Source organism: Ruegeria sp. YKSE079, from assembly GCF_059612845.1.
The window spans coordinates 140429-153383 of record NZ_JBXWRJ010000006.1 but is presented as its reverse complement, the minus strand read 5'-3'; the positions used below and the strand labels follow the sequence as shown (position 1 = coordinate 153383).

Below are 12955 nucleotides of genomic sequence, written 5' to 3'. Positions count from 1 at the left end.
GCTCGAATTCCTCAACTCTCCGTCAGAGCGGCAGTTTTCCGGCGGAGCTTTTCCCGGGTCATGTTTACGTCTACGATGAAGCGTTCATGGCGGCCTTTACATATGCTGTCGATTGAGTCCGCCGCGCTGATGTCAAAGACAACTCTTCGCCCATCAATTTCGGTGACGGTGACGGTGATCGTCGCCTCCATACCCAGCAACGTGGGTGAGGTATGAGCAATCGAGACAACGGTACCGACGGAATCTTGCCCCGCAGGCACATGCTCGACGATCAGATCCCGACAGATATCCTCGATATCGCGCACCAGAGAGGGTGTCGCATAGACTCGACAGTCTTCTCCCATGAAGTCTACGGTTCGGGCTTGATCCACTTTTATTGACCTGCGGGTTGATGTCCCGATGTTGAGATCCTGCGACATTGGAATGGCACCTCCTGTTATAATTGTATTTTGGTACCAGCTTACCTATTTTTAAATCAAACTCCAATAGTATTTGTCGGCACCCATACGAAACACCCTGGTCACGTAACTCATAGGGAAGTTCACCGTGCAAATTCAATGCGGTATCCCGAACCAGAATCTGAAACCAGCGACCGTGCCGCTCATCTATGTGGTATAATGATGATCACCTTGGAGTAGGCGTTCGACCGTCAAGGACCCTAAAGTTCCTATCCTGCTCGAAGAGAGGGCGGAGGGTATTGCCGCAGTCGGCTCAGGACAGTTTAGCGGAAGTTCCGCAAGTGTTTGGATCCGGTAACAACCAATTACACCGCCAAAATGACACCACAATAAGTGAAGAAAATGGAAGGGCCTCGGATGATCGTTTGAATCGCGGAGAAATGCCCCTGCAAACTACCACATTCTGGTTGAGAGCAGGCCCAATCCGCAAAGCAGATGCATGCTGACCCCATTTAGCTCGCTTACGATGACCTTTGCGGGTGCGTGGTACTCAGTTCGGCGCAGAGTGGAATAGAAAAGGGGGGGCCGCCAAGGCCGGTCAAAGTTTTCGAGATTAGTCGTCTCCCAAACCTTCAAACAAGGCCGTTGATATATAGCGCTCCGACGCGCTTGGGAGCACGGTGACCAAAGTTTTACCCACCATGTCATCCCTTGTTGCAACTCGCAGAGCGCAAGCTAGAGCAGCTCCCGACGATATACCTGCCGGAATTCCTTCAAGCCGGGCAGCACGTCGGGCGGTATTCATTGCATCGTCATTGCTGGCCAAAAGGACTTCATCGATCAATGCCATGTCGAGAATATCGGGTACGAATCCTGCTCCGATACCCTGAATCATGTGAGGTGAGTGTGTTCCTCCTGACAAAACCTGGCTGAGCTCGGGCTCGACCGCCATGATCCTTATTTCAGGTTTGCGTTCTTTGAGGACTTGTCCGACGCCAGTCAACGTGCCGCCAGTTCCGACGCCCATGACTACCACGTCCACTTTACCACCAGTATCCGCCCAAATCTCTTCAGCGGTTGTGCGGCGATGTATGGCTGGATTGGCTGGATTGCCGAATTGCCATGGCATGACTGCGCCTTCGGTTTCGGCAATGATCTCATTGGCCTTCTCTATAGCGCCGTTGATCCCTTTTTCACGAGGGGTCAACACCAGTTCCGCGCCGAAGAACTTCATGAGCTTACGACGCTCGATCGAAAAACTGTCGGGCATTGTCAGGATGCAACGATACCCTTTTGCGGCGCAAGCAAAGGCGAGCCCGATACCGGTGTTACCCGAAGTTGGCTCAACAATAACACTACCGGGCCTTATGGTGCCGTCTTGTTCCATCTCCTCAAGCATAGCAACAGCGATGCGGTCTTTGACGCTGGAAATCGGATTGAAACATTCCAACTTGACCAACACATCGGCTCGACAGCCGGCTTCCTCGGCCAAACGGCCGAGTCGCACCAAAGGTGTGTTACCGATCGTTTCAAGAATCGAGTCGTAAATACGACCACGACCAGGTTTGTCGAGTTTGATGGTGGCGGGTTTAGCATCCATTTCCTGTCTCCTCGCAATGCGCCGGTCGAGTTTCCCAACGACCATAAACAGATCGCACCATGAGTCTAGCAAGGACGTTAGCTTAAGATTCCGCGTCTCTGAGGCGGCACCGGCACACAAAATTTGCCGAAAGTATTACGAAAATATTATATGCATCTTGAAGCAGCTTCCTGTAGCTGCTTCCGAAACGTGCATCGGGCGACAAACCGTAGGTCCTGAAGAAACGAACAATGGTAAAGATTCCAGCGATTGACATCGGCAAGACTGCGTCAACGGCGACAATCGTGTGCAATGCCATACGCAAAGCGATCATTGAAGGCGCCTTGAAAGATGGCGAGCCGTTGCGGCAGGATGAAATTGCCAAGTTGTTCAACACCAGCCGTATACCAGTGCGCGAGGCGTTGACCATGCTGGAGCAACAAGGTCTGGTCAAAACCGAACGTTATCGTGGTGCGGTCGTGGCCGGAATGTCGCTGGATGAGGCAGGCGAGATTTTCGACTTTCGAGCATTGCTGGAACCCGAAATCATTCGCAAAGCCGTTCCAAACATGTCAGAAAATATCTTGGAAGAAGCACAGTCTTTTCTAACCCTTTCAAACCAGACAACAGATGCGATGGAATATGGTGACCTAAACAGGCGCTTTCACGCGACTTTATATGAACCGAGCGGCCTGCCCTACCACTTGAGCGTTATCAGTAACTCGATGGACAGAATCGATCGTTTTCTCAGGGCGCAGATGGTACTTAGCGATGGGTTTTCGAGAGCGGCGCGCGAACATCAGGCAATCCTGGATGCCTGTCAACGTGGCGACTCGAAGGCGGCGGGTGAGTTGACGGCCGCGCATATACTCGGCGCCAAGCATTCTCTGGTTCAGCAGCTCAGGAACTTCACCAAAAGCTGACCATTGCTTTTACAATGGATGGAAACAGGCCACTTGATGCGCATTGCCCTCCATCTGCGGTGCTTGGGCGCGGCACTCATCAGTCGCCTTCCAACAGCGCGGTGCAAATGCACAACCGGGAGGAACATTCATTGGGGACGGCAATTCACCCTCCAACTTGATCCGGTCTTTCTTTGCCTCCGGATCCGCACGCGGGGTGGTTGAAAGAAGCGCCTTGGAATAAGGATGCCTGGGTGCGGCAAACAGATTCTCTTTGCTGGCTTTCTCCACGGCACGGCCCAAATACATGACGATCACATCGTCGGCGAAATGTTTTACCACCGACAGATCATGCGAGATGAACAGATAAGCCAAATTAAGTCGTTCTTGCAATTCCACCAGAAGGTTTAGGATTTGGCTCTGAATAGATACATCCAAAGCCGAGACAGGTTCATCCAGTACCAGAATGCGTGGATCCAGCATCAATGCGCGAGCAATGGCGATGCGCTGTCGCTGCCCACCGGAAAACATATGCGGAAAGCGGTCGAAATGTTCTGGGCGCAGCCCGACCAGATCCATCATCTCCCGTGCCTTCGCCTCTCGATCCCGAGCGGAAATGTCGGGGCGATTGATAACCAGCGGCTCCATCAGGATAGTTCCGATTCTCTGGCGCGGGTTGAGCGAACCGTAGGGGTTCTGAAACACTATCTGAACGGTTTCGCGCAACCCTGACCAAACGGCAGGGGTCACTTCCTTCCCGTCGATAGCCAGGCGGCCCGAGGAAGGCTCCTCGATCATGGTGACAAGTCGAGCCAGAGTGGACTTTCCGCAACCGGATTCACCCACAACAGCCAGTGTCTTACCTGCCTCGAGTTCGAAATCAACTCCGGCCAGTGCCCGGACTATCTTGGCCTTCGCGAAAAAGCCCTCCTTGACTTCATAGAACCGTGCAAGCCCTTCTGCTTTGACGATTGGCGCGGTCATCAGGCTGTCTCCTTCTGGCCAGTTAGAGCATAGTGACACAGGGCTTGACCGAATTCAGCTCGATCTGGGCTAGGCGGTACAGTGTTGCATTTTTCGTCGGCATAGCGGCAGCGGGGTGCAAAAAGACATCCCTTTGGCCGGTCAAACTGACCGGGCACCACGCCGGGGATCGAGGGCAAGAGCTTTGAAGTTGCCCGCTCTGGAAGCGCTGCCAGAAGCGCCGCAGTATAGGGGTGATATGGGTGGCGAAACAGGTCGCGGACTGGCTGCTCCTCAACCTTCTGCCCAGCATATTGAACCTGCACCCTCTCCGCCGTTTCGGCAACTACACCCATGTCATGAGTGATCAGAACCAACCCCATGCCTGTCTCCTCCCGAAGCGACACCAGAAGGTCAAGTATTTGCGCTTGAATTGTTACATCAAGCGCAGTTGTCGGCTCGTCTGCAATCAGCAGCTTGGGGCGACAGGCGATCGCCATGGCGATCATCACGCGTTGGTTCATGCCGCCCGACATCTGATGCGGAAACACGTTCAGCCGACTTTCAGGTGCCGGAATTCCAACCTGGTCGAACAACTCGATCGCGCGTTGCTTGCAGGCCTTGCGGTCCAGACCCAAATGAATTCGCAATGCCTCTTTGATCTGGAAACCCACGGTAAAGCAGGGGTTGAGTGATGACATCGGCTCCTGAAAAATCATAGCCAGATCTTTACCGATAATCTTGCGACGGTTTCGGGCAGAAAGCCCGCGCAAATCAAGACCTTCAAAAGACATTTCGTCGGCGGTGATCGTTGCGGTCCAGGGCAGAAGCCCCATCAGAGCAAGCATCGAAACCGATTTGCCCGAACCGCTTTCGCCGACGATAGCCAGAATTTCTCCCTTGTCGAGCGTCAGGTCAACACCGTCCACCGCCCGGAACTGGCCCGAAGAAGTGGCAAAATCGACGGATAGATTGCGGATGCGCAACAGGCTCATGTCATCAGCTCCGCTTCAGTTTCGGGTCAAGTGCGTCGCGAAGGCCGTCACCCATAAGATTGATGGCGAGTACGGTCACGAGAATGGCAAGGCCGGGGAATGTTACGACCCACCATGCGCGTAGAATGAATTCACGTGCCTCAGCCAGCATCGTTCCCCATTCCGGTGTAGGTGGCTGCGCACCCATCCCAAGAAATCCCAGAGCCGCAGCGTCTAGAATCGCAGTCGAGAACGAAAGCGCCGCCTGTACTATGATTGGAGCCAAGCAGTTGGGCAGCACGGTTATGAACATCAGACGCGGTAAACCAGCGCCCGCTACTTGCGCGGATGTCACATAGTCTTTTTGCCGCTCTGACATGGCTTGCGCGCGGGTCAAGCGCACATAATGCGGAAGCAAAACGATCGCGATAGCAATCATGGCGTTCGTTAGCGACGGACCAAGGATTGCAACCAGAACCAGGGCCAGCAACAGCGACGGGAAGGCTAGGATGATATCCATGATCCGCATGATCAATGTGTCAACGAATTTGGGCGCAAAGCCCGAGAGCAAACCAACAATGATTCCGCCCGAAGCTGCTATGGTTACAACCACGATGCCGACAAAAAACGAGTAGCGCGACCCGGCGATAAGGCGCGAGAGGATATCTCGCCCTAGCGGGTCAGTGCCCAGAACAAACTCCCAGCTTCCGCCTTCAGCCCAGACGGGAGGTTGCAAGATGTGTTCGCGAAACTGTTCCGTCGGATCGTAAGGCGCAAGCCATGGCGCCAGAGCCGCACACAAAACAAAGGCGGTAAAAAACCAAAGACCGATGACTGCCCCGCGATTTTCGCGGAAATAGTACCAGAACTCGCGCACGGCATTTGGGCGTTCCGGGCTGGTAGTCGGTGACTGAATTGTCTGAATCGCCATTACCGCTTCCTAATCTTGGGGTTGATCACACCGTACAGCACATCAACGATTAGATTTACGATCATTACGATCACTGCGATCAACAACAATCCGCCCTGCACCACGGGATAGTCGCGGCGTGAAATACTGTCGACCATCCACTTGCCGATACCCGGCCAGCTAAAGATTGTTTCGGTCAAAATGGCGCCGGCCAATAGCGTTCCGACCGAAAGGCCGATCACCGTGATGACCGGGATCAGTGCGTTGCGCAGCGCATGGAGACCATTGATACGTGATGGGCTGAGACCTTTTGCGCGGGCGGTGCGTATATAATCTTCGCCCAACACCTCAAGCATCGCCGAACGGGTCTGGCGCGCAATAACCGCAAGTGGAATTGTCCCCAGAACGATTGTCGGCAAGATCAGGTGACGAACGGCAGACTTGAATGCGCCCTCCTGCCCCGAAAGCAAGCTGTCAACTAGCATCAGGCCAGTTACGTTGTCGAACCAATATATCAAATCGATGCGGCCTGAAACCGGCGTCCAACCCAGATTGCCCGAAAATACGATAATCAACAGCAGTGCCCACCAGAAGATCGGCATCGAGTAGCCGACCAAAGCCGATGACATCAGCAGCCTGTCGAACAATTTACCCCGGTTCACAGCGGCAATTACTCCAGCGGGAAGACCAAGTGCGACCGCAAAAATCATGGCACAGATCGATAGTTCCAGAGTTGCCGGAAACAGCGAAAAGAACTCATCCCAAACCGGTTTCTTGGTAACGAAGCTTTCGCCCAGATCGCCTTGCATCACGCCAAATAGATAATCGGTGTATTGTTGCCAGACCGGTTTGTCGAAACCGAGTTTTTCCACCATCTCCTGATAGCGTTCTTCGGTCATGCCGCGTTCTCCGGCCATGACAATAATGGGATCACCAGGCAGAATCCGGATGAACATGAAGGAAATCAGCGTCACTCCGATGAAAGTCGGAATGAACGTTCCCAATCTTGCAAATAGATAGCGTAGCATCAGCGTCCCACGACCATGAGGTCTTTTGGAAAGGTTGTAAGGCTGCGATAGCCGTCTGCGGTTACCAGAACATCGTCTTCGATCCTGACACCGAATTTGCCTACTGCATAGAGGCCGGGCTCATTCGTATACACAGTTCCAGCGGGAAGAACCGTGTGATTGCCGCGCATGACATAGGGTGCCTCGTGAACATCCCGCCCCAGCCCATGACCGGTTTTGGTGCGAATGCGATCTGCATAAGGCGATGCCTCCAAAACGCCTGTAACCGCATCGTCAATCTGATGTGCGGTTACACCGGCGCAGGTCACTTCGAGACCCTTCATGTTTGCGGCAAGGACGGTGTTATAGACATCTCGCGCCTCATCTGAGGCTTCCTTCACGAATACGGTCCGAGTTATGTCGGCGGCAAAACCATGTTTCCTCGCACCGAAATCGAACAACAAAGCATCACCTGCTTTGATCTTGTAATCTTCTCGAGCGTGCGCATGCGGGAGGGCCGTATTTTCTCCTGCCGCTACAATAGGTGAAAAAGCCATATCATCCGCCCCCTCTGCGAATAGGGCGTGTATTAATGCGGCTTCAACTTGTTTCTCCGTCTGCCCGATCTGCACATTCTCCAGAACACGAAACAAAGCCCGCTCCGAAATTGCGATTGCAGTTTCGAGAGCAGCAATATCTTCGGCGGACTTGATCATCCGCAAGCCTGAAATTTCACGCTCCCCATCAATGATCTGCAGTTCTTCATAGGCTTGCATCAACGCATGATGTACGAAAACGCGCATCACTTGACCTTCGACGGCCACCCTTTGGATTGGTCGCTGCGTTGCAAGAGCCGCAAAAGCATCAGAATACCCCGTATGATCTTTCCAATCAAAAACGTCGCCTTCGAACCCCACGAGATCCCAGCTGTCCAGTTCGAGATTAGGAACAATGGCCGCAGGTTTACCTTGTACAGGGATGATGACAAGGAATGGGCGTTCATGGCTCATGAAACTATGGCCAAGTGCACGCGTGAAATTCGGCCCGGGCACCAAGGCCACCGCATCGACCGAAAGATCGCGAGCAACCTGACGATAATCGGCAAGGCGATCAGTCATTGGCTATGTCTCCGCAGACAAAAAGAACCGGGGCCGCATTTGCAGCCCCGGTTCAGGTTCAGATGGTTATTCGACGCTCACGCCATAGAAGATGTGTCCACCAAGCGGATGAACCTTGTAGCCCTTCACGTTGTTTACCATCGGCATGAACACGACCGAATGCGCAATAGTGGCCCACGGCGCTTGCTCTTTGAAGATGACCTGGGCCTCTTCATAAAGCTTGGTCCTCTCGGCTACGTCCGTGGACTGCTTGGCCTGCTTGATGACGTTGTCGAACGGCTCATGGCACCACTGCGCTCGGTTCGAAGCTTCAACACCGTCACAGCCCAACAATACTGCCAGGAAATTGTCCGGATCCCCATTGTCACCGGTCCAACCGAGCAAAACAGCACCGTCACGGTTCAGCTCCTTCGAGCGCGACAGGTATTCGCCCCATTCGTAGGACACAATTTCCACATCCACACCGACTTTGGCGAAGTCTGCCTGGATAAGTTCGGCCATGCGGCGTGCATTTGGGTTGTAGGGACGCTGCACCGGCATTGCCCAGATTTTCATGCTCAGATCCGAAACGCCTTCGGCTTCCAGAGCTGCCTTTGCAGCTTCTGGATCATAAGCATCATCGACAATTGCTTCGTTGTAGCTCCACATTGTCGGGGGGATTGGGTTCTTGGCTGCCTGGCCCGAACCCTGGAACACGACATCGATGATCGCATTTTTGTCGATGGCCATGTTCAGCGCCTTGCGGACCTTGGGATTGTCGAAGGGTGCCATGGTGGTGTTGTACGCCAGATATCCGACGTTCAAGCCTTCCTGCTCCATCACATTGATGGCGGGGTCATCCTTCATCGCCTGAATATCAGCCGGGTTTGGATAAGGCATGACGTGGCATTCGCCCGCTTTCAGCTTTTGGTAGCGCACCGAAGCATCGGGAGTAATGGCAAAGATCAATTGGTCGATATCGGCTTTTCCGTTCCAATAGTCGGCGTTTGCCTGATAGCGAATGACAGCGTCTTTCTGATACGCCACCATTTCGAACGGGCCGGTGCCGATCGGGTTGGTGTTGATCTTTTCTGGTGTACCCGCATCCATCATTGCCTGCGCATATTCCGCAGACAGGATGGAGGCAAAGTCCATTGCCATATTGGCCACGAACGGTGCTTCGGGCGTATTCAGTGTGAACTTAACAGTGTGATCGTCGAGTTTTTCGACCGATTTCACCAAATCCGGCATTCCCATACCGTTGAAGTATTCCCATGTCCCGCCGTTCACTTTGTTGAACGGATGGTCTTCAAGCCGCTGACGTTCGAACGTGAAAATCACGTCATCGGCATTGAAGTCGCGAGTGGGTGTGAATTCGTCATTCGAATGGAATTTGACGCCCTTTCGCAGCGTGAATGTGTATTCAAGACCGTCATCGCTGGCTTCGACGCTTTCAGCCAGTCCCGGAATTACGTTGGTGGTTCCGGTTTCGAACTCCATCAAGCGGTTATAGATGGGGTGTGATGAGGCGTCGAACGTGGTGCCCGCCGTGAACAACGCCGGGTCGAACCCTTCCGGTGAACCTTCTGAGCAATAGACAAGCGTTCCGCCCGCAAGAGCTGGTCCCGCAATCAGTCCTATTGCGGTAGTTGCCGCTAAAATCTTGGATTTCATTGTTTACTCCCTTGTTATTATTTCTGATCGCTTCAGCACATCAGAATTCAGGCAACTTCCCGGTCACATTCGCTGACGGGGAAACTGTATGATGTTTTTAGTATATTGTATCCAATATCAACCTCATTCGTACGGGATTTTTCACAGAGCAATGGAAGTGACCGAGACTCCGCGCTATTGGAACGAAAATAACAAAAAACAATCACAACGGAGACGATTGTTACCCGGCCTCAAGATCTCGCAGGGCCTTATGATCAGGAATCACAAGAATAACCTGGATCAAAACCGGACGCCTGATCGATGGCCACAGTCGGTCGCACATTCCGACCAAAGTCCCTTTTCTTGTCGGACGTGTTGAGGATTATGGGTATATGACAATCATTCGGCGATATGCCTCGCTATGGCAGAATATGTCTTTGGCCACTCAATTTGGTCTTACTGGAGGCGTGGTGTTGGTCTTCGCAGCCCTTATCGTCGGAGCAATAGTCACTCGCCGGATCGAAGAAAGCGTCGTCCGCAATACCGCAAACGCAACCGCGCTTTATATGGAGAGCTTTGTCTCTCCGATCTCGCAACAGCTTGCCGACAGCGATGAGCTGTCTGAAAACGCTCAGCGCGCTCTGGATGAGATTTTCAATAACACACCGCTTGGTGAGCGCATCGTATCCTACAAAATCTGGAAAAAAGGCGGGCGCATTGTCGAAGCATCCGACCGCAGTCTGATCAACCGAGTGTTTGAAGTCACCCCGCCCTTGAAAGCAGCTTGGCAAGGCCAAGTGAGCGGTGAATTCGAGGAAGTTGGTGACGAAGAGGCTGAAAACGAAAGTGCGCTTGGCCTACCTTTGTTGGAGGTCTATTCCCCGATCCATGAAGTATGGACCGGCGAAGTCATTGCTGTGGCGGAGATTTATGAGGCTAACCCGCAGCTACGTAACGATCTTGTCGCCGCGCGCCAAACCGCTTGGGCCACTGTGGTTGGTGTCATATCGGCTATCGGAGCTGCGTTATACCTGATCGTGCGCCGCGGCAGCCGCACGATAGAGCGCCAACGCGCAGGATTGAATTCGCAGTTCCGGGATTTACGAGCTTTGTCCGCACGCAATCTCGATCTGCGTCGACGGGTTCAGGAAGCGGCGGCCAGATCGGCGGCCAGTACAGAGCACGCGCTACTTCAGATCGGAGCCGATTTGCATGATGGTCCGGCGCAATATCTGGCTTTCGCGGCTCTGCGCCTTGACGATTTGCGCGAAAAGCAAACCGATGATGCTGCTCGTTCCGAACTTGATGGCGTCAACGAGGCCTTAAAACAGGCCATGGATGAAGTACGATTCATATCGCAGGGCCTGTCATTGCCCAACATCGCTGATATCCAGCTTTGTGACGTTGTCGCAAAAGCCGTCAGCGCTCATGAGAACCGTTCGGAACACGACGTTTCTGTTCTATGTGAATGTGAAAGTTTCCATGCATCTCCAGCGGAAAGGATCTGTATATATCGCTTTGTCCAGGAAGGCCTGAATAATGCTTCGCGCCATGGTGGCGGAACCGGCTTGGAAGTCCAAATGAAATGCGACAAGCAGTCGTTGTCACTTGCCGTGAGGGATCGCGGCACAGGGTTCGGACCGGATGGTCCCAGTCTCGGCCTTGGCCTAAGCGGATTGCGCGACCGCGTTGAAAGCCTCGGCGGCACTTTCCGCACATCAAACCGACAGGAAGGCGGCGGCGAGATTTGCATGATGTTTGAAACAGGAGATCACAGATGATCAAAACCCGCGTCGTATTGGCCGATGATCACCCGCTGTTTCGCGAAGGCGTTGCCCGCACCTTGGACGAAAGTAAGGATTTCGAAGTCGTCGGGCAAGCGACGACCGGAAAGGAAGCCGTAGAATTGACTTCCAGTCTGAAGCCCGACCTGGTCTTGCTTGATCTGTCCATGCCGGACGGGGGGCAATGGGCTCTGACCCAAATAGCCAAGGGTGAACACAAGGCGTTGGTTGCCATGCTCACAGTTTCCGAAGATGATGACTCCATACTGGCGGCACTTTCTGCCGGTGCTTCAGGCTATGTGCTCAAAGGCGTTGGCTCGCGTGAGTTGATCCGGGTCTTGACAGATTTGGTAGCGGGCCGCAGCTATGTTGCACCCTCCCTGGCCGCCAAGGTTCTGACTCGGATGAACCGTCCGCGCCAACCAGTTGAACGGGCCAACCCCATTGGTACATTGTCGAAACGGGAAGAAGACATCTTGCGGCTGGTCTCGCAGGGAAAAAGCAATAAGGAAGTCGGGTTGGCCCTCGATCTGCAAGAAAAAACTGTTAAGCACTATATGACTGCAATCTTACAAAAGCTGCATGTCCGGAATCGCACCGAAGCCGCGCTTTTGGCGCAAAGCCATTGGGGCCACCACTGACACTATTTCCCCGCTGGCTTTCCTGCGCGCCCGCTTGTGCGGGTTCGCGCACCATACTCGTCAGCACACCGGAACGGTGAAAGGCTTTCTACAAAAGCATCCAAAAAATCCAAAGCCAGCAATGACCTGCTTCCCGCAATTGGCTTTAGGATCGAAAGCCGATGTGGAACGTTGGGTTCGAACCCCCGTATTTCCAATCCTTTTCCGCGAAATGGTTCGGCGTCCAGAGACGATACAACAGAAACCCCCTGCCCTTGACTGACAAACATACAGGCGGTGGTGAATTGTCGAACTTCAATCCACGAATTGATCAGCACTCCATAATCCGCAAAGGCCGTCGACAGATGGCCAAAAAAGTTACTGTCCCGACGAGTGTGGATGATTTTCTCGGCTTGCAGATCGATCGGGTTGATGATTTCTCTTTCGGCTAGAGGATGCCTCTCAGGGACGACACAAACTGTTCGAATTTTTATGTCTTCGCTTTCAACAGTGGGGTGTCCAGTAAATCCGTCAGTGATACCGCAATCGTATTGCTCTCCGACAATCCACTCAAGGATGCGCTCTGGCCGATCTGGTTCCAGCGTTACCGTTACACCGGGTCTTTCCTTCAAGAAGTCGGCAAGAACAGCAGGCAGATGACTGGTGGCAAACCCCGGCAGACACGCAATTCTCAAGTGACCAGCCGTGCGCTCCGACAGGTCTCGGTTGAGATCTTCCAAATGGCGCAAACTGTCAAAGATGCGCCCAACCTCGGATAACAGGTACCTCGCTTCACTGGTTGGGACCAATTGCCCGCCTTCGCGAACGAACAGATCTACAGCCACGGTTTTTGAAAAATCCGACAGTAGTCGACTTACCGCAGGTTGCGATACTTCCAGCACTTGTGCAGCTCGGGTCATCGATCCGGTCTGCGCCACTGCTTGAAAGGCTTCGAGTTGCCTGAGTTTGAATTTCATCCGTCCACCTGTGCCAGGTATCGATGCTTTGTGGATAATATTTTGTTATATTATTTGTCAAAAAACTTTTGCTTGCATTATTGGTTTAGTT

At 53.3% G+C, this 12955-nt stretch carries 12 protein-coding genes; 3 read left to right on the top strand and 9 right to left on the bottom strand.

The window, feature by feature from the left end:
- Window positions 1-11 precede the first annotated feature (11 nt).
- Together AC2FMY_RS07560 and cysK are read right to left on the bottom strand one after the other, a co-directional pair.
- Window positions 12-419: a thioesterase family protein gene (locus AC2FMY_RS07560; RefSeq protein WP_496747652.1), complete on the bottom strand. Its 408-nt coding sequence runs from the start codon at window positions 417-419 to the stop codon at window positions 12-14.
- 592 nt (window positions 420-1011) lie between these two features.
- Entirely contained in the window at window positions 1012-1998 is a 987-nt protein-coding gene (gene cysK / locus AC2FMY_RS07555; protein ID WP_496747655.1) for a cysteine synthase A, read from the bottom strand.
- A gap of 230 nt (window positions 1999-2228) precedes the next feature.
- On the opposite strand from cysK, the gene AC2FMY_RS07550 reads away from it, so the two are divergent.
- Complete coding sequence (locus AC2FMY_RS07550) at window positions 2229-2900, top strand: GntR family transcriptional regulator (RefSeq protein ID WP_496747657.1); 672 nt, start codon at window positions 2229-2231, stop codon at window positions 2898-2900.
- 9 nt (window positions 2901-2909) lie between these two features.
- Here AC2FMY_RS07550 and AC2FMY_RS07545 read toward each other — a convergent pair whose 3' ends face one another.
- The 6 genes from AC2FMY_RS07545 to AC2FMY_RS07520 all read right to left on the bottom strand — a co-directional run bounded on the left by AC2FMY_RS07545 (window position 2910) and on the right by AC2FMY_RS07520 (window position 9504).
- Window positions 2910-3863 carry a dipeptide ABC transporter ATP-binding protein gene (locus tag AC2FMY_RS07545; protein WP_480751955.1) on the bottom strand — a complete coding sequence of 318 codons (954 nt, stop codon included), beginning with the start codon at window positions 3861-3863 and terminating at the stop codon, window positions 2910-2912.
- Window positions 3863-4837, bottom strand: a complete 975-nt coding sequence (locus AC2FMY_RS07540; protein ID WP_480751953.1) for an ABC transporter ATP-binding protein — start codon at window positions 4835-4837, stop codon at window positions 3863-3865. The genes AC2FMY_RS07545 and AC2FMY_RS07540 overlap by 1 nt, the downstream gene beginning before the upstream one ends.
- Window positions 4838-4841: 4 nt before the next feature.
- Window positions 4842-5747, bottom strand: coding sequence for an ABC transporter permease subunit (locus tag AC2FMY_RS07535; protein ID WP_480751951.1), 906 nt, complete (start codon window positions 5745-5747; stop codon window positions 4842-4844).
- Window positions 5747-6754 carry an ABC transporter permease subunit gene (locus AC2FMY_RS07530; RefSeq protein WP_496807187.1) on the bottom strand — a complete coding sequence of 336 codons (1008 nt, stop codon included), beginning with the start codon at window positions 6752-6754 and terminating at the stop codon, window positions 5747-5749. The genes AC2FMY_RS07535 and AC2FMY_RS07530 overlap by 1 nt, the downstream gene beginning before the upstream one ends.
- Window positions 6754-7851, bottom strand: coding sequence for a M24 family metallopeptidase (locus AC2FMY_RS07525; protein ID WP_496747784.1), 1098 nt, complete (start codon window positions 7849-7851; stop codon window positions 6754-6756). The genes AC2FMY_RS07530 and AC2FMY_RS07525 overlap by 1 nt, the downstream gene beginning before the upstream one ends.
- Window positions 7852-7917: 66 nt before the next feature.
- Window positions 7918-9504: an ABC transporter substrate-binding protein gene (locus AC2FMY_RS07520; protein WP_496747783.1), complete on the bottom strand. Its 1587-nt coding sequence runs from the start codon at window positions 9502-9504 to the stop codon at window positions 7918-7920.
- 731 nt (window positions 9505-10235) lie between these two features.
- Between AC2FMY_RS07520 and AC2FMY_RS07515 the strand changes: the two genes are divergently transcribed.
- On the top strand, window positions 10236-11264 hold the full coding sequence (locus AC2FMY_RS07515) for a sensor histidine kinase (protein WP_496747781.1): 1029 nt from the start codon (window positions 10236-10238) through the stop codon (window positions 11262-11264).
- Window positions 11261-11908 (top strand): response regulator, encoded by a 648-nt coding sequence (locus tag AC2FMY_RS07510; RefSeq protein ID WP_496747778.1) that lies wholly within the window; start codon window positions 11261-11263, stop codon window positions 11906-11908. Before AC2FMY_RS07515 ends, AC2FMY_RS07510 begins: the two co-directional genes overlap by 4 nt.
- Window positions 11909-11910: 2 nt before the next feature.
- Here AC2FMY_RS07510 and AC2FMY_RS07505 read toward each other — a convergent pair whose 3' ends face one another.
- Window positions 11911-12864 (bottom strand): LysR substrate-binding domain-containing protein, encoded by a 954-nt coding sequence (locus tag AC2FMY_RS07505; RefSeq protein ID WP_496747776.1) that lies wholly within the window; start codon window positions 12862-12864, stop codon window positions 11911-11913.
- Between the last annotated feature and the right edge of the window lie 91 nt (window positions 12865-12955).

What these genes read in the sequence shown, in the direction of transcription:
- AC2FMY_RS07560 (WP_496747652.1), bottom strand. Translation starts at nt 419, where the DNA reads ATGTCGCAGGATCTCAACATCGGGACATCAACCCGCAGGTCAATAAAA.
- cysK (WP_496747655.1), bottom strand. Translation starts at nt 1,998, where the DNA reads ATGGATGCTAAACCCGCCACCATCAAACTCGACAAACCTGGTCGTGGT.
- AC2FMY_RS07550 (WP_496747657.1), top strand. Translation starts at nt 2,229, where the DNA reads ATGGTAAAGATTCCAGCGATTGACATCGGCAAGACTGCGTCAACGGCG.
- AC2FMY_RS07545 (WP_480751955.1), bottom strand. Translation starts at nt 3,863, where the DNA reads ATGACCGCGCCAATCGTCAAAGCAGAAGGGCTTGCACGGTTCTATGAA.
- AC2FMY_RS07540 (WP_480751953.1), bottom strand. Translation starts at nt 4,837, where the DNA reads ATGAGCCTGTTGCGCATCCGCAATCTATCCGTCGATTTTGCCACTTCT.
- AC2FMY_RS07535 (WP_480751951.1), bottom strand. Translation starts at nt 5,747, where the DNA reads ATGGCGATTCAGACAATTCAGTCACCGACTACCAGCCCGGAACGCCCA.
- AC2FMY_RS07530 (WP_496807187.1), bottom strand. Translation starts at nt 6,754, where the DNA reads ATGCTACGCTATCTATTTGCAAGATTGGGAACGTTCATTCCGACTTTC.
- AC2FMY_RS07525 (WP_496747784.1), bottom strand. Translation starts at nt 7,851, where the DNA reads ATGACTGATCGCCTTGCCGATTATCGTCAGGTTGCTCGCGATCTTTCG.
- AC2FMY_RS07520 (WP_496747783.1), bottom strand. Translation starts at nt 9,504, where the DNA reads ATGAAATCCAAGATTTTAGCGGCAACTACCGCAATAGGACTGATTGCG.
- AC2FMY_RS07510 (WP_496747778.1), top strand. Translation starts at nt 11,261, where the DNA reads ATGATCAAAACCCGCGTCGTATTGGCCGATGATCACCCGCTGTTTCGC.
- AC2FMY_RS07505 (WP_496747776.1), bottom strand. Translation starts at nt 12,864, where the DNA reads ATGAAATTCAAACTCAGGCAACTCGAAGCCTTTCAAGCAGTGGCGCAG.